The sequence below is a fragment of the Caulobacter sp. Root487D2Y genome (assembly GCF_001427165.1).
GTDB lineage: Bacteria > Pseudomonadota > Alphaproteobacteria > Caulobacterales > Caulobacteraceae > Caulobacter.
Genome location: NZ_LMFD01000010.1, coordinates 1,095,825 through 1,110,378, shown reverse-complemented (window position 1 = coordinate 1,110,378; position 14,554 = coordinate 1,095,825). Strand labels below are relative to the sequence as shown.

Genomic DNA, 14,554 nt, shown 5'->3' with positions numbered 1-14,554 from the left:
AATGACGGCGGCGGATCTGGAAACTGGGGCGGTGGACTCCGCGGCGAGCTTCATTCGCCCGAAGAAGAAGCCCTTCACCCACCAGGGTGAGCCCTGCAAGAACTGCGGGACGCCCCTGGAGGGCTGGTACTGCTATTCCTGCGGCCAGAACGCCGACACGCATCACCGCTCGATCCTGCACCTGATCTGGGAAGCCATCGAGGGGATGTTCCACCTCGACGGCCGCTTGGCCAACACCCTGCCGCTGCTGTTCTTCAAGCCCGGCGTGTTGGCCAAGGACTACATGGAAGGGCGCATCGTGCGGCACGTGCCGCCGTTCCGCACCTTTCTGGTGGCCCTGCTGCTGTTCATCTTCGCGGCCGAGCACGCCATCCATTCGGTCAAGCACCACACCGAGGAAGCGGTTCACAAGCGGGCCGAGGCCCTGGCCACGCCGCAGGGCCGCGCCGCCGAGGCTGACCGTATGCGCGCCGAGGCCGTCAAGGATCGTGACGCCCGCCTGAAGGAGGCCGCCGAGGACCGCGACTCGACCCTGGCCGAGGCGGCGAAAGATCGCGACGAGGCGCTGAAGGATTCCGACCAGGACAAGGCCAAGGTCCAGAAGGATTACCAGGACGCCGTCGCTCAGGCTCCGGTCGAGTACCAGGCCGACGTCGCCAAGGCCCAGAAGCGTTATGACAAGGCCGTGGCCGACGCCGAGCGCCTGCGCACCAACCCCCTGGCGGCCCAGGAGGTTCTCGAAGCCGACAAGAAGATGCGCAAGGCGGCGGCCGACCAGATCCGCGCGGCCAAGGTCACCAGCTTCGACAGCCGTCGGGTCGAGGCCGAGGCCGATCGTATCGCCGAGAACGCGACCGAGACGGCCACCATCGGCGGCGTCCACATCAAGACGCCCAACATCGCCGAGCCCAAGGCCGACGCGGATGCGCACGGCGCGGCCGGAACGGAAGCGGCGCACGGCCAGGAGCACTGGCTCAAGGCCGGCCTGGTCAAGGCGTTGGAGAACCCCGAATACTACATGGTGGTCATGTTCGGCTGGGGGCACCGGCTGGCGGTGCTGCTGTTGCCGATGTTGGGCCTGAGCCTGACCCTGGTCTATCTGAACAAGCGGCAGTTCTTCGTTTACGACCACATGCTTGTGGCGACCAACCTGCTGTCGTTCGCGTTCCTGACCAATGCGCTCGGACTGGTGCTGCCCGATCCCGTCCGAGGCTGGTGGTACTTCCTGCTGATGGTCTGGACGCCGATCAACCTGTTTCAGACCCTGCGCGGCGGGTACGGCTCCAGCATCCCCGGCGCGATCATCAAGACCCTGATCGTCTGGTGGTCGACCATGTTCTCGTTCGTCCTGCTGATGGGCGTGCTGATGATTTTCGCCCTGGCCCAGATCTAGGAATTTCGCTTTGATCGCCTCCGTCCTCATCGCCAATCGCGGCGAAATCGCCCGTCGGATCATCCGCACCGCCCGTGAGCTGGGCGTGCGGACGATCGCGGTCTATTCCGAGGCGGACGCCGAGGCCCCGTTCGTGATGGAGGCCGACGTCGCCATCCTGATCGGCCCGGCCCCGGCGCGCGAGAGCTACCTGGTCCCCGAGAAGATCCTGACCGCCGCCCGCCAGACCGGCGCCGAGGCGATCCACCCCGGCTACGGCTTCCTGTCCGAGAACGCGGATTTCGCCCAGGCGGTGATCGACGCCGGCCTGGTCTGGATCGGCCCGCCGCCCTCGGCGATCCGCGCCATGGGCCTGAAGGACGCCGCCAAGAAGGTCATGATCGCCGCCGGCGTGCCAACGACGCCCGGCTATCTGGGCGAGGACCAGTCGGTCGAACGTCTGGCCGCCGAGGCGCAGCTGATCGGCTTCCCGGTGCTGATCAAGGCCGTGGCCGGCGGCGGCGGCAAGGGGATGCGCAAGGTCGACAAGGCCGAGGACTTCGCCGCGATGCTGGCCTCGTGCCAGCGCGAGGCCAGCGCCAGCTTCGGCGACGACCGCGTGCTGCTGGAGAAGTACGTCACCCGTCCGCGCCACATCGAGGTGCAGGTGTTCGGCGACAGCCACGGCAATGTCGTCCACCTGTTCGAGCGCGACTGCTCGCTGCAGCGCCGCCACCAGAAGGTCATCGAGGAGGCCCCGGCCCCCGGCATGGACGAGGCCACCCGCGCCGCCGTCTGCGGGGCGGCGGTCAAGGCGGCCCAGGCGGTGGGCTATGTCGGGGCCGGCACGGTCGAGTTCATCGCCGACGCCTCCGAAGGCCTGCGCGCCGACCGCATCTGGTTCATGGAGATGAACACCCGGCTGCAGGTCGAACACCCGGTCACCGAGATGGTCACCGGCCAGGACCTGGTCGAGTGGCAGCTGCTGGTGGCCTCGGGCGAGCCCCTGCCGCTGGCCCAGGACGAGATCACGCTGGACGGCTGGGCCATGGAGGCCCGCCTCTACGCCGAGAACCCGGCCACGGGCTTCCTGCCCAGCACCGGTCCGCTGACCCACTTCCGCCTGCCCGAGGGCGACGTGCGGGTCGACAGCGCGGTGGAGGAGGGCGGCGAGGTCACGCCGTTCTACGACCCGATGATCGCCAAGCTGATCGCCCACGGCGTCGACCGCGAGGACGCCGCCGCGCGCCTGGCCGAGGCCTGCCGCCTGGTCGAGGTCTGGCCCGTCAAGACCAACGCCGCCTTCCTGGCCAAGTGCGCCGGCCATCCCGACTTTGTCGAGGGCGCGGTGGACACCGGCTTCATCGAGGCCCGGCTGGAAGAGCTGACCGACCGCGCCTTCACCGACGCCCCGACCCTGGCGGCGATCGGCCAGCGCCTGGAAGCCTTCATGGAGGCCGACCAGCCCCGGGCCGACGTCTGGGCCAGCGCCCCGTCGCGCCTGCTGGGCTTCCGGATGAACGCGCCTCGCGCGGCGATGGACCTGCCGATGTCGGTGGACGGCAAGGCCGTGCCCCTGCGCGTGGCCTTGGCCGGTGGAAGCGGCGACGACTGGTCCTGGGACATCACCGTCGAGGACGGCCGGCCGCTGGATGATGTCGACCTGCTGCCGTCCACGTTCGGAAGTGACCCGCTGTACGTGTTCGAGGGCGGCGACGTCCGCGAGTTCGACTTCGCGCCCAAGGTCGGCGCGGCCCATGTCGCGGCGTCGGACGGGGCGATCCTGTCGCCGATGCCGGGCAAGATCGTCTCGGTGGCCGTCGAGGCCGGTCAGACCGTCACCAAGGGCCAGACCTTGCTGACCCTGGAAGCCATGAAGATGGAGCACGCCCTGGCCGCGCCGTTCGACGGCGTGGTCGCCGAGCTGTCGGCGGTCGCCGGCGGCCAGGTCAGCGAAGGCGTGGTGCTGGCGAAGCTGGAGCCGGTCGCCTAAGTAGCCGCCATGCCCCTGCACATCATCAAGCTGGTCGTCGGTTGCGACAACATCGAGGAACTGGTCGCCTGGCACGCCGAGGCCGACCGTCCGTGGATCATGCACACCCGCATGACCCCCAAGCGCGTCGACGAGGTGCTGGCCGGCGGTTCGCTGTACCGGGTGATGAAGGGCCAGATCGTCTGCCGCCAGACCATCCTGGCGATCGATACGGTCGGCGAGGGCCAGGCCTCGCGCTGCGAGGTGACGGTCGATCCGACCATCGTCCGCGTGGTCCCGACCCCGCGCCGCCCGTTCCAGGGCTGGCGCTACCTGAAGCACGAGGACGTTCCGGCCGACCTGACCGAGGGCGAGGCCGCCGACATGCCGCTGGAGCTGGCGCGTCAGCTGCGCGAGCTGGGGGCGTGGTGATCACCCCATAATCCGCTCATCCCGGCGAATGCCGGGACCCAGATCTCATGGCGGGGAGTCTGATTGGTCGAGCGCTGAGTTCATGGAACCCGCCACACCGCCATTCCATCTGGGTCCCGGCATTCGCCGGGATGAGCGGGTTCAATGGGTTTGAGCTAGACCGCCATGTTGTCGATCAGCCGGGTCTTGCCCAGCCACGCCGCCACCAGGATGCGGCCTCGCGCGTCGCCGATCGGGCCCGGGCCCAGGCGCGACAGGTCGCCGGTCTCGCGGATGTCGACATAGTCCACCTGGCGGAAGCCGGCGGCGGTCAGGGCGGCCTTGGCGGCGGCCTCGGCCTCGTCGATCCGACCGCCGGCCGCCACGGCCTTGGCCGCGGCCTTCATGGCGTCGGGCAGGGCGACGGCGGCGGCGCGCTCCTCGGGGCTGAGATAGGCGTTGCGCGAGGACAGGGCCAGGCCGTCCTCGGCCCGGGCGGTGGGCGCGCCGACGATCTGGACCGGGATGTCCAGGTCCTTGACCACCCTCCGGATGACCTGCAGCTGCTGGTAGTCCTTCTCGCCGAAGATCGCGACATCGGCCTGGGACTGCAGCAGGAGCTTGGTCACCACGGTGGCCACCCCGCCGAAGAACTGCGGCCGGGCCGCGCCCTCCAGCGGTTCGGAGACCCCGGTCAGGTTGACGGTGGTCGAGAAGCCCGGGGCGTACATCTCGTCGACATTGGGCGCGAACATCAGGTCGCAGCCGACGCCGGCCAGCAGCTCGGCGTCGCGGGCCTCGCCGCGCGGATAGGAATCGAAGTCCTCGTGCGGGGCGAACTGCTTGGGATTGACGAACACGCTGGCCACGGTGCGCCGGGCGTGGGCCTGACCCAGCGCGATCAGCGACAGGTGTCCCTCGTGCAGGGCGCCCATGGTCGGGATCAGCGCCACGCGCTCGCCCACGGCCTTCCAGGCGGCGACCTGGGCGCGCAACTCGGCGACGGTGCGGACGATCTTCGGCGTCTTGCCAAGTGCCTGGGGGACCACGGCCAACTCCTGTCTCGAACAGGCGTTGGCTTATGACGGACGCAGGTCCGGGCGTCCACCTGCGACAATGGGTCCACAGGCAACGCGCCCCCGGATTGACGTCGCGTCCTCTCACGGCGTCTCCTGCGTGTTAATCTTTCATTGAGAGTCGCCGAGTCGGGCGAAAAGAAGGAAAGAAGGCATGGCCGAAAAGCGTGTCATCGTTGTCGGCAATGAGAAGGGCGGGGCGGGCAAGTCCACCATCGCCGTCCATCTCGCCACGGCGCTGCTGTACGGCGGCGCCAAGGTGGCGCTGCTGGATCTCGACCTGCGCCAATGCACCTCGATGCGGTTCTTCGAGAACCGCGCGGCCTGGGTCGCCGGCAACGGCGTGACCCTGCCGCAGCCGCTGCAGTTCCGACTCAGCGACGACGACGTCGCCCTGGCCGCCGGGCCGGAAGCCGACCAGGTGACCAAGTTCGAGGCCGCCTTCATCGCCGCGCGCGAGGCCGCCGACTTCGTGCTGATCGACACCCCCGGCGGCGACACCGCCATCTCGCGCATGGCCCATGGCCTGGCCGACCTGATCGTCACGCCGATGAACGACAGCTTCGTCGACTTCGACATGCTGGGCCACGTCGACCCGGTGACCATGGAGCTGCAGAAGCCCAGCCTCTATTCGCTGACCGTCTGGGAGGCCCGCAAGGCCCGCGCCCTGTCGGGGCAGCGCCAGGCCCTGGACTGGGTGGTGCTGCGCAACCGCCTGGCCACCACCGAGGCCCGCAACCGCAAGCGCGTCGAGGACCGCCTGACGGCCCTGTCCAAGCGGGTCGGCTTCCGCATGGGCCCCGGCCTGCGCGATCGGGTGATTTATCGCGAGCTGTTCCCGTTCGGCCTGACCATCGCCGACCTGTCGCCGCAGGTGCGGCCGGTGCCGGTGTCGCTGCAGCACCTGGCCGCGCGCCAGGAATTGCGGGCGCTGATGCATTCCCTTGGCCTTTCGGCCTATTCCGGGGAAACTCTGCTCGCCGCCCAATAGGCCGGATCGGGTCTTGGAGGCGGCGTCGGGGATTGACGCCATATGATCTTCTATCTGCTGCTGGGCGGCGCGATCCTGTTGTTCGTCCTGTCGGGGCGCGCCACGCGCATCCTGAAGGGCGACGGCTGGCGGATCGGCGCGGGCGTCACCGCGCTGATGGCCTTCGCCGGCGCGGCCTATGCCGGCGTGCGCAGCGAGTGGCCGGTTTCCATCGTCCTGCTGGTGATCGGCGCCTGGAGCGCCACGACCGCGCGCCAGCGCCCGGCGGTCGGCAAGGCGAGGCGGGAGGAGGGCGGACCCAGCCTCTCCGAGGCGCGCTCGATCCTGGGCGTGGGACCCGACGCCACCAAGGCCGAGATCCAGGCGGCCTATGCCCGCCTGATCCGCTTGGCCCACCCCGACAAGGGCGGCACCGCCGGCCTGGCCGCGCAGCTCAACGCCGCGCGGGACCGGCTTCTGGACGGGAAATAGGGCGGTTCAGAGCGCATCGACATTCACGTTCGGTGCGTGGACGAGGTTTTCGCTCCAGACGCTGAAAGTCGGTGCGTCTCAGGCCGGAGCCAGAACCATGCAGGGCTGGCGCTTGGCGCTGATCGCCTGGCAGGCGCCGCGGGCGGCTTCCGCCGTCAGGCCCTGGAACTGCGCCCGGAACGTGCCGCCGGCCGCGCCCTCGACCGCGCCCTCGGCGTCGGCCACGAACTTGGCGAAACGCGAGCGCACCAGCATCAGCTGTTCGTTGGCCAGGCTCTTGGACTTGAACGCCCCGACCTGCACGGCCCATCCGCCCTTGGCCTTCTTCGACGTCGGCTTGGCCCCCTTCGCCGGAGCTTGAGCGGCTTTCAGGGTCGGCGAGACCTTGATGGCGGCGGGGGGCTTGGGGTTGTCGGTCAGCACGATCTTCAGGCCGGCCTGGTCGCCGTCCCCTTCCTCGGTCGAGGGGCGCATGATCGGACCGGTCGGCTCGTCCTCGTAGAGGTTGGCGGCGATGCTCGTGCGCTCGCCGTGCGAGCGGCGCTTGAGCACGTCGAAGCCCGTGGTCAGCAGGTCTTCCATGTTGTTGTCGCGCCAGGCGGTCGACGAACCGCCCAGGACCACGGCGATCAGGCGACGGCCGTCGCGCACGGCCGAGCCGGCGAGGTTGTAGCCCGAGGCGTTGGTGTAGCCGGTCTTCAGGCCGTCGAAGCCGGGCATGTTGGTCAGCAGGCGGTTATGGCCGGCGATGTAGCGGCCGCGGAACTCGAAGCCCTTGATGCTGAAGTAGGAATAGTACTGCGGGAAGTCGCGCATGGTGGCGCGCGACAGGATGGCCAGGTCGCGGGCGGTGCTGATCTGGCGGCTGTCGGGCAGGCCCGAGGCGTTGACGAAGCGGCTGTTGCGCATGCCCAGTTCCTGACCGCGCAAGGTCATCAGGGCGGCGAACCGCGACTCGCTGCCGCCCAGCTTTTCGGCCATGGCCACGGCGATGTCGTTGGCCGACTTCACGGTCATGGCGCGAATGGCTTCGTCGACGCTGACGCTGTCGCCGGCCGGCAGGCCCAGCTTGGTCGGGGTTTGGGCGGCGGCGTGCGGCGTGATCGGCACGCGGTCGGTCAGCTTCAGGCGGCCTTCGCTGAGCGCCTCGAAGGTGAGGTACAGCGTCATGACCTTGGTGACCGAGGCCGGGTAGCGCGGGCTGTCGGCCCTTTTGTCGTAGAGCATCTCGCCCGAATTGGCGTCGATCACGATCGCCGCGTACTTGGGCTCGGCGCTGTTCATCTGGAGGTAGGGGATCTGCGCGGAAGCCGTGGTCGGCGCGATCAGGCCGAACATCAGGGCGCCGGCGAGGCCAACCGCGGCGAGTGCGAAACGGGCGGACAGAAACTTGGCGAACATGAGTTATGCGTCCGTCATTTAAACTGAGCGGTTCCGCACCGCCACACGCGTGACCTTAACATGCGCGTCGCGGCCTTTCTCTAAGGTAAACAACTGGTGAGCGATTTCGCCGCAGATGTGGATTAATTCAAGGCGTTGCGGCGAAGCTTCTAAGCGACGAAACAAGCGTTTCCCCAACGTTATGGTGCGCTGCACAATTTTCTTGACTGCTGCACTGCAACATGAGACACCGGCGTTGTCCCAATGCATGGTTCGGACCCGCTTGTCCGGCGCCATGCCCCGCCCCCTCTGCCAGGAGCCTCCCCCATGGCCGCCGCTGAAACCCTCAAGAACACCGTCGAACAGTTCAGCACCGCCTCGAACCAAGCGTTCAAGGACGGCGTCGAGAAGTCGCTGGCCGCGCTGGCCGAAGCCAACACCCATTCGAAGAAGAACCTGGAAGCCGTGGTCGCCTCGGTGACCGCCGCCACCAAGGGCGCCGAAGCCCTGGGCGCCCAGACCTTCGCCTATTCGAAGAAGGCCGCCGAAGACCAAGTGGCCGCCGCCAAGTCGCTGGCCGGCGCCAAGAGCATTCAGGAAGCCGTCGAACTGCAGACCGCTTGGGCCAAGTCGGCCCTCGAAGCCTACATCGCCCAGGTCAGCAAGGCCTCGGAGATCGTTTCGGCCTCGATCAAGGACTCGGTGAAGCCGTTGAACGAGCGCGTCTCGGCCACCGTCGAAAAGCTGCAAGCCGCCCGCTAAGGCGACGGGCTCTTTACGGAGCCCAACAGTTTAAAGGCCTGAGCCGGCAACGGTTCAGGCCTTTTTTCTTGTCCTGTCATCCCGCCGCGCTAAGCATGCGTCCAAGTCATGGAGCATGTGATGTCGAAGGTCGAAGAGCGTCTGAAAAGTCTCGGGATCGTATTGCCGCAACCGGTCGCCCCGGTCGCCAACTATGTGCCCTTCGTCCGGACGGGAAACCTGATCCACATTTCCGGCCAGGTCTCGGTCGACGCCAACGGCGGCCTCAAGGGCACGGTCGGGACCGATGTCGACCTGGAGACCGCCCATCAGGGCGCGCGCCTGTGCGGGATCAATCTTCTGGCCCAGATGAAGGCGGCCGCCGGCGACCTCGACCGGGTCACGCGGGTGGTCAAGCTGGGCGGTTTCGTCCAGGTCAGCCAGGACTTCATCGACATCCCCAAGGTCGTCAACGGCTGCTCGGACCTGATGGTCGAGGCGTTCGGCGACGCCGGCCGCCACGCCCGGTCGGCGGTGGGGGTCTACAAGCTGCCGCTGGGCTTCTCGGTCGAGATCGACGCCGTGGTCGAGGTGGCCTGATGCGCGCGCGTTCCCGCCCCGGAACCGAGGTGTTCGGCGAGGCGTGGGAGCGTCTGTTCGAGCCGGCCGTGGCGCATCGGGGGCTGTGGTCGCCCGGCGGCGCGCCCGAGAACTCCCTGGCCGCCTTCCAGGCCGCCTGCGCCGGGGGCTACGCGATCGAGCTGGACGTCCAGCTGACCGCCGACAACCACGTGGTGGTCTTCCACGACGATCATCTGGAGCGCCTGACGGGCGCGCCGGGCAAGCTGCGCGACCACACCGCCGCCGATCTGGGCCAACTGACGCTGTCGGGCACGGACGAGACCATCCCGACCCTGGCCGACGCCCTGACCCTGATCGGTCACCGGGCCATGGTCTATATCGAGCTGAAGACCCCGTTCGGCGAGGTCGGCGAGCTGGAGAAGCAGGTCAGCGAGATCCTGTTGGACCACAACGGACCGACCGCGGTGATCGGCTTCAATCCCTATTCCCACGCCTGGTTCGCCGAGCATCAGCCTCAAATCCTGCGCGGCCTGGACAGCTACGGTTGGGCCGACGAGACCGCCCGCAAGCTGGCCCCGGAAGTCCGCAAGTCGCTGGCCAATCTCGAGCAGATCGAGATCGCCAGGCCGGACTTCCTGGCCCTGGGCATGGACATGCTGCCCAGCGCCCGCGCCGACCTGCTGCGCGCCAAGGGCATGCCGGTCATCGCCTGGACCGTGCGCTCGGCCGAGCAGTGGGAAAGCGTCCGCGACCATTGCGACAACCTGATCTTCGAGGGCTTCGCCGCGTGACAGCCGTCAAGGCGGAGGTGCGCGTCCATCGGCGCATCGCCGAGATCGGCCGCGACGCCTGGGACGCCTGCGCCGGCCGCTCCGGCGACCCGTTCGTCAGCTTTGATTTCCTGAACGCCTTGGAGGAGAGCGGCTGCGCGGTCGAGCGCACCGGCTGGGCCCCGCATCACCTGTCGGTCGAGGACGCCGCCGGCGGCGTGGCGGCGGTCATGCCGCTGTATCTGAAGTCCCACAGCCAGGGCGAATACGTCTTCGACCACAGCTGGGCCGACGCCTATGAGCGGGCCGGCGGACGCTACTACCCCAAGCTCCAGTGCTCGGCCCCGTTCTCGCCGGTCACCGGCCCACGCCTGATCGTCCGGCCCGACATCGATGTCGACGACGGCCGCTCGGCCCTGCTGGGCGGGGCCCTGACCCTGTGCGACCGCCTGAAGGCCTCATCGCTGCACGTGACCTTTCCGACGGCCGACGAATGGGCGTGGATGGGCGAGCGCGGCATGCTGCGTCGCCAGGACCAGCAGTACCACTGGTTCAACCACGGCTACGCGACCTTCGACGACTTCCTGGCCGCCCTGTCGTCCAATCGCCGCAAGACCATCCGCCGCGAGCGCCGCGACGCTCAGGCCGGGCTGGAGATCGTCGCCCTGACCGGCGACCAGCTGACCGAGGACCACTGGGACGCGTTCTTCGGCTTCTACATGGACACCGGCGGCCGCAAGTGGGGCCGGCCCTATCTGAACCGGGCGTTCTATTCGCTGCTGGGCGAGCGGATGGCCGACAAGGTGCTGCTGATCCTGGCGCGTCGCCCGGGCGGTCCGTGGATCGCCGGGGCCCTGAACCTGATCGGCGGCGACTGCCTCTACGGCCGTCACTGGGGCTGCAGCGAGGACGTGCCGTTCCTGCATTTCGAGCTCTGCTACTACCAGGCCATCGAGCACGGCATCCGCTTGGGCCTGCCGCGCGTCGAGGCCGGGGCCCAGGGCCAGCACAAGATCGCGCGGGGCTACCTGCCCAGTCCGGTCTATTCGGCCCACTGGATCGCCGATCCGGCCCTGCGTGAGCCGGTGGCGCGGTATCTCGAGCGCGAGCGCGAGGCGGTCGACGCCGAGATCGCCATGCTGACCGACGAGTTCTCGCCGTTCCGGCATGAGACCTAGGAATGCGCCTTCGTTTGGTTCCGGTGGCCGTCCTGGCGGCTATGGTCGCAACCCTGGCCCATCCAGAGGAAGCCTGTCGCCCGACCGGCGTGCCATTGGATTTTGGCCGATATCCCATTGGTGCGCGGGTGTCGGAATTGCCGGTCCTGCCGGCTTTCTACGGGCGCTGCCACCGCAACGACGAATGCTCGATGACAGGCACGGACGGTGTCCAATACAGCGCGGCCCCTCATGAGGCGGGCCGGGCCGCCGTCATCGAAAGGAAGGAGCTCTCCGGTACGGCGTTGAACGCCTATGGCGCGCAACTCTACGGCTGGCGGTTTGGCGACACGGTCGCTGTTGCCCAGCACAAGTTCCAGCGCGCCACGGGCAAGATGCTGGTCAGCGACGTGAACAGTGAAGGGGAGTTCCTGCTTTACGACGCCTGCGCGCGGAACCGGTTCGGCGAGTACCAGTTCTACGCGGTTTTCGGAAAGGCTGGCCGCCTCGAAACGCTGATCACGCGTATCGACTCGCCGAACGACTAGGCCTTCCTCGCCGTCAGTTTAAGCGCACCTCGGCGGTCTTGTCGGCGTAGTCCTTCTTCGGGTCGCTGCCGAACAGCATCTTGAGCCCCGCGAATAGGCTGTTCTCATTGAGCCAGATCTGGGCTTCGCGGGGATCGAAGCGCAACAGACGGATCTTCGGATCGTCCTTGCCTTCGAACCAGGCGGCGACGAAGGGATTCCACAACCGCTCGATCGTGGCGCGGTCGGTGCTGACCGACAGGTCGCCCTCGACCTTGGCGAACAGCTCGTGGCCCTTCGAGGCGAAGTTCAGCAGGGCGGCGTGGCGGCTGCCCGCGCCCTCGACCAGATCGTTGCCGGCGGCGGTGAAGAACCAGATCGGACCGTCTTCGTCGCCCTCGATCTGGGCGGTCATCGGCTGGCCGCCGTCTTCCTCGGAGCCGACCAAGCCCAGCATGGTGGTGCGATCGGACTTGAGGGCCTTCCAGAATTTCGACTTCAGTTCGGCTTCATTGGACATGGATGTTCCTCCGTTGGTGACCCAACGGAGGGGCGTGCCGCCCGTTCCAAGCGCAGCCACGCTGCGCGTTTCAGGATTTCTCCCAGGCCGTCATCAGGAGCGCCCGAACCTCGTCGTCCACATCGGCCGGCGAGGCCAGCGGCAGCTTGGCCTTCAGGCGTTCGGACCAGCTTTCGTTCCTGGGTTCCAGCAGGCGAGGGGAGGCGTCGGGCGCCACCGCCAGCCCCAGCACCGCCGTGCCGCCCTTGACCGGCTTGGCCGCGGCGAACTGGAACGCGCGGGACCAGGCGCTGTAGGTCTTGCGCTGACCGGTGACCAGGCCGTCGAAGTCGGCGACGGCCGCTTCCAGGGCTTGGAGGATCGCCAGCGAGGCCGGGTCGGTCCAAAGCGCCGCGCGCGCCTCGTCGGGCTGGTCCCAGGTCATGCGCTCGGACGGGAAGGCCACCGACAGGACGTAGCTGGCGCGGTTCTGGCCCAGACCGTGGTGCGCCTTGAGCCAGGCGAGCTGGGCGCGGGGCTTGGTCTCGGGGCAGGTCTTGGCGATCGCCACCCAGTCCTCAAGGCTCTTGCCGGTCTCGCGCTCCAGGCCTTCGCGGACCGAGGCGAACCACTTCTTCTGGCGTTCGGTCAGGTGCTCGGTCATGCGCGGATCCCTCCGAAGTGATCGATCAGTTCGGCCAGCAGGCGGTCGCGGCCGCGGTCGGGCCGGTCCAGATGGACGAAATGGGTGGCGCCGGCCAGCGTGACGGCCTTGACCGAAGGCGAGCGGCCCGCGTCGGCGACGAAGGCGTCGAGATCGGCGGGGCGGCTCCAGAAGTCGCGCTCCGAGCGCAACAGCAGCACCGGCGCGGTGATCGAGCCGGCGTCGTACAGCCGCCGTCCGCAAGCCTGGTAGAAGCTGTCCTCCAGCGCCCCCAGCGGCGCGCGAAATCGCGGCGGGTCGTGCCGGCCGCTGTCGGGATCGCTGGCCAGCACGGCCGCGGCCAGGGCCCGGGCGAGGGCGGGATCGCGCCACGCGTCCTTGTCGGCGACGGGGATGTTCCGCTCCCAGACGCCGATCAGCGACGCGGCCGGATACAGCGCGTAGCCGCCGGTCGTCGGGTCGAAACGCCGGGGCTGGCCGGGCTGGGCGACGGCCGAGCCCGGTCCCAGCATCGGATGGACGTCCGAGCCGCCATAGAGCGCGTTGATCGTCGCCAGGCCGGCGACGGATTCGGGCCGCAGCGCCGCGTAGAACCCGGCCCACAGGCCGCCGGTGGCCCAGCCGATCAGGCCGACCTGCCGGCTTCCGCTCCCCCCGTCTTTGGACCGAAGCGCGGCCAGCTTGCGCACGGCCTCGATGTCGCGGACCACCTCGAAGGCGCGCGACAGCGGGCGGCTCTGCTCGGGCGGCCGGCCCATGGCGGCGGGGCGCTGGGACGCGCCATAGCCTCGCGCGTCCATCACATAGACGCGGCGGTTCAGGCGCTGGGCCAGGTCGCCGGCCAGCGAGCCGCCGGCGACGGGCAGGTCGAACGAGGCGACGCCCGGCGCGCGGGCGCCATGCAGCAGGATCAGCGGCGCGCCTGGCGACGCCCCGTGGGGCGCGGCCGGCCGCACCTCGCGCGCATGCAGGCGGAAGCCGTCGTCCGAGACGGTGAAGAGGTCCTCGCGATGCAGGGCTTCGGGGGCGGAAAGGGCGGGTCCGGCGACGCCGAAAGCGGTCGCGGCCGCCAGCATGTCCCGCCGTGTGGGGCAGGTCGTCATTTGCGCGCCCCTCCCGGTTTGCTAGGTACGGTTTCGATCACGCCGGAGACGATCATGAGCCTTCACGGAAGCTACGACGCCGACAACATCTTCGCCAAGATCATCCGCGGCGAGATTCCGGCCGTGAAGGTGTTCGAGGACGACCAGGTCCTGGCCTTCATGGACGTCTTCCCGCAGTCGCGCGGCCACGTGCTGGTGGTCTCCAAGACCAGCCAGGCCCGCAACCTGCTGGACGCCGAGACCAAGACCCTGGGGCGGCTGATCGGCGCCGTGCAGAAGGTCACCCAGGCCGTGACGACGGCCCTGAAGCCCGACGGCGTGGTGGTGACCCAGTTCAACGGCGCGCCGGCCGGCCAGACGATCTTCCATCTGCATTTCCACATCATCCCCCGCTACGAAGGCGAGGCGCTGGGGCGTCACGGCGAGGGCATGGCCGACACCGAGGAGCTGAAGGTCCTGGCCGAGAAGATCGCCGCGGCGCTCTGAGGAGCCTCGCGGCCAGGCGTCAGGAACCCAGCTTGATGATCGCCGTGGCCAGGCCGACGACCGCCGTCACGCCGCCCATCAGGGCGAAGCTCTGAGAGCGGAGCTTGTCGTTCAGCTCGACCAGGATCTGGGTCTTGGTTATGGCCAAGTCCGCCCTCAGGCCCTGGATGTCCGTCCTGATCGCACGGGTCAGATCGGCGACGTCGCTCTTCGTCGCCAGGGCGTTGTCCTCCGATAACTGCGTCGTCGACTGCACCAGTTCCACGATCGCTTCCGCCGCGCGGTCTTCCAGCCCCGCGTCGCGGAGGCGTTTCGTGGCGCCGAGGGTGTCGAAAGCGACGTTCATGCGATC

The 14,554-nt window shown here is 68.6% G+C and carries 17 protein-coding genes; 11 read left to right on the top strand and 6 right to left on the bottom strand.

The window, feature by feature from the left end:
• Position 1: 1 nt before the first annotated feature.
• The 3 genes from ASD38_RS14950 to ASD38_RS14940 are packed head-to-tail and all read left to right on the top strand — an operon-like array spanning position 2 to position 3,776.
• Complete coding sequence (locus tag ASD38_RS14950; RefSeq protein WP_056461007.1) at positions 2-1,393, top strand: DUF3667 domain-containing protein; 1,392 nt, start codon at positions 2-4, stop codon at positions 1,391-1,393.
• A gap of 10 nt (positions 1,394-1,403) precedes the next feature.
• On the top strand, positions 1,404-3,365 hold the full coding sequence (locus ASD38_RS14945; RefSeq protein ID WP_056461004.1) for an acetyl/propionyl/methylcrotonyl-CoA carboxylase subunit alpha: 1,962 nt from the start codon (positions 1,404-1,406) through the stop codon (positions 3,363-3,365).
• 9 nt (positions 3,366-3,374) lie between these two features.
• Positions 3,375-3,776, top strand: coding sequence for a DUF1489 family protein (locus ASD38_RS14940; protein WP_056445021.1), 402 nt, complete (start codon positions 3,375-3,377; stop codon positions 3,774-3,776).
• 155 nt (positions 3,777-3,931) lie between these two features.
• Here the strand turns inward: ASD38_RS14940 and panC are convergent, their stop codons facing one another.
• Positions 3,932-4,804, bottom strand: coding sequence for a pantoate--beta-alanine ligase (panC, locus tag ASD38_RS14935; protein ID WP_056461483.1), 873 nt, complete (start codon positions 4,802-4,804; stop codon positions 3,932-3,934).
• Positions 4,805-4,985: 181 nt separating this feature from the next.
• Between panC and mipZ the strand changes: the two genes are divergently transcribed.
• Positions 4,986-5,822, top strand: a complete 837-nt coding sequence (gene mipZ, locus ASD38_RS14930) for a division plane-positioning ATPase MipZ (RefSeq protein ID WP_056445019.1) — start codon at positions 4,986-4,988, stop codon at positions 5,820-5,822.
• Positions 5,823-5,867: 45 nt separating this feature from the next.
• A complete protein-coding gene (locus ASD38_RS14925) occupies positions 5,868-6,293 on the top strand; it encodes a J domain-containing protein (RefSeq protein ID WP_056461480.1) in 426 nt (141 codons plus the stop codon).
• A 78-nt stretch (positions 6,294-6,371) separates the two neighbouring features.
• Here the strand turns inward: ASD38_RS14925 and ASD38_RS14920 are convergent, their stop codons facing one another.
• On the bottom strand, positions 6,372-7,694 hold the full coding sequence (locus ASD38_RS14920) for a D-alanyl-D-alanine carboxypeptidase (RefSeq protein ID WP_056461000.1): 1,323 nt from the start codon (positions 7,692-7,694) through the stop codon (positions 6,372-6,374).
• A gap of 306 nt (positions 7,695-8,000) precedes the next feature.
• Here ASD38_RS14920 and ASD38_RS14915 point away from each other — a divergent pair, with 306 nt between their 5' ends.
• The 5 genes from ASD38_RS14915 (at position 8,001) to ASD38_RS14895 (ending at position 11,471) form a co-directional block, all read left to right on the top strand.
• Positions 8,001-8,435: a phasin family protein gene (locus ASD38_RS14915; RefSeq protein ID WP_056445013.1), complete on the top strand. Its 435-nt coding sequence runs from the start codon at positions 8,001-8,003 to the stop codon at positions 8,433-8,435.
• A gap of 120 nt (positions 8,436-8,555) precedes the next feature.
• Entirely contained in the window at positions 8,556-9,014 is a 459-nt protein-coding gene (locus ASD38_RS14910) for a RidA family protein (protein ID WP_056460997.1), read from the top strand.
• The gene (locus tag ASD38_RS14905) at positions 9,014-9,787 is read left to right on the top strand and encodes a glycerophosphodiester phosphodiesterase (RefSeq protein ID WP_056460994.1); all 774 of its coding nucleotides are present in this window, start codon (positions 9,014-9,016) and stop codon (positions 9,785-9,787) included. Before ASD38_RS14910 ends, ASD38_RS14905 begins: the two co-directional genes overlap by 1 nt.
• Entirely contained in the window at positions 9,784-10,944 is a 1,161-nt protein-coding gene (locus ASD38_RS14900) for a GNAT family N-acetyltransferase (RefSeq protein ID WP_056460990.1), read from the top strand. The genes ASD38_RS14905 and ASD38_RS14900 overlap by 4 nt, the downstream gene beginning before the upstream one ends.
• A 2-nt stretch (positions 10,945-10,946) precedes the next feature.
• Positions 10,947-11,471: a hypothetical protein gene (locus ASD38_RS14895; protein WP_056445001.1), complete on the top strand. Its 525-nt coding sequence runs from the start codon at positions 10,947-10,949 to the stop codon at positions 11,469-11,471.
• A 13-nt stretch (positions 11,472-11,484) separates the two neighbouring features.
• Here the strand turns inward: ASD38_RS14895 and ASD38_RS14890 are convergent, their stop codons facing one another.
• The 3 genes from ASD38_RS14890 to ASD38_RS14880 form a co-directional block, all read right to left on the bottom strand.
• Positions 11,485-11,970: a pyridoxamine 5'-phosphate oxidase family protein gene (locus ASD38_RS14890; protein ID WP_056444998.1), complete on the bottom strand. Its 486-nt coding sequence runs from the start codon at positions 11,968-11,970 to the stop codon at positions 11,485-11,487.
• Positions 11,971-12,040: 70 nt separating this feature from the next.
• Entirely contained in the window at positions 12,041-12,613 is a 573-nt protein-coding gene (locus ASD38_RS14885) for a DUF4287 domain-containing protein (RefSeq protein WP_056444996.1), read from the bottom strand.
• Positions 12,610-13,716 carry an alpha/beta fold hydrolase gene (locus ASD38_RS14880; RefSeq protein ID WP_056444995.1) on the bottom strand — a complete coding sequence of 369 codons (1,107 nt, stop codon included), beginning with the start codon at positions 13,714-13,716 and terminating at the stop codon, positions 12,610-12,612. Before ASD38_RS14880 ends, ASD38_RS14885 begins: the two co-directional genes overlap by 4 nt.
• A gap of 54 nt (positions 13,717-13,770) precedes the next feature.
• Between ASD38_RS14880 and ASD38_RS14875 the strand changes: the two genes are divergently transcribed.
• Positions 13,771-14,202 carry an HIT family protein gene (locus ASD38_RS14875; RefSeq protein ID WP_056444994.1) on the top strand — a complete coding sequence of 144 codons (432 nt, stop codon included), beginning with the start codon at positions 13,771-13,773 and terminating at the stop codon, positions 14,200-14,202.
• A gap of 19 nt (positions 14,203-14,221) precedes the next feature.
• Here the strand turns inward: ASD38_RS14875 and ASD38_RS14870 are convergent, their stop codons facing one another.
• Positions 14,222-14,548 (bottom strand): hypothetical protein, encoded by a 327-nt coding sequence (locus ASD38_RS14870; protein WP_056444992.1) that lies wholly within the window; start codon positions 14,546-14,548, stop codon positions 14,222-14,224.
• Between the last annotated feature and the right edge of the window lie 6 nt (positions 14,549-14,554).

Coding starts and splice junctions, on each gene's coding strand:
- mipZ (WP_056445019.1), top strand. CDS start 4,986: ATGGCCGAAAAGCGTGTCATCGTTGTCGGCAATGAGAAGGGCGGGGCG.
- ASD38_RS14905 (WP_056460994.1), top strand. CDS start 9,014: ATGCGCGCGCGTTCCCGCCCCGGAACCGAGGTGTTCGGCGAGGCGTGG.
- ASD38_RS14920 (WP_056461000.1), bottom strand. CDS start 7,694: ATGTTCGCCAAGTTTCTGTCCGCCCGTTTCGCACTCGCCGCGGTTGGC.
- ASD38_RS14885 (WP_056444996.1), bottom strand. CDS start 12,613: ATGACCGAGCACCTGACCGAACGCCAGAAGAAGTGGTTCGCCTCGGTC.
- ASD38_RS14875 (WP_056444994.1), top strand. CDS start 13,771: ATGAGCCTTCACGGAAGCTACGACGCCGACAACATCTTCGCCAAGATC.
- ASD38_RS14895 (WP_056445001.1), top strand. CDS start 10,947: ATGCGCCTTCGTTTGGTTCCGGTGGCCGTCCTGGCGGCTATGGTCGCA.
- ASD38_RS14915 (WP_056445013.1), top strand. CDS start 8,001: ATGGCCGCCGCTGAAACCCTCAAGAACACCGTCGAACAGTTCAGCACC.
- ASD38_RS14880 (WP_056444995.1), bottom strand. CDS start 13,716: ATGACGACCTGCCCCACACGGCGGGACATGCTGGCGGCCGCGACCGCT.
- ASD38_RS14910 (WP_056460997.1), top strand. CDS start 8,556: ATGTCGAAGGTCGAAGAGCGTCTGAAAAGTCTCGGGATCGTATTGCCG.
- ASD38_RS14940 (WP_056445021.1), top strand. CDS start 3,375: ATGCCCCTGCACATCATCAAGCTGGTCGTCGGTTGCGACAACATCGAG.
- ASD38_RS14870 (WP_056444992.1), bottom strand. CDS start 14,548: ATGAACGTCGCTTTCGACACCCTCGGCGCCACGAAACGCCTCCGCGAC.
- ASD38_RS14950 (WP_056461007.1), top strand. CDS start 2: ATGACGGCGGCGGATCTGGAAACTGGGGCGGTGGACTCCGCGGCGAGC.
- ASD38_RS14890 (WP_056444998.1), bottom strand. CDS start 11,970: ATGTCCAATGAAGCCGAACTGAAGTCGAAATTCTGGAAGGCCCTCAAG.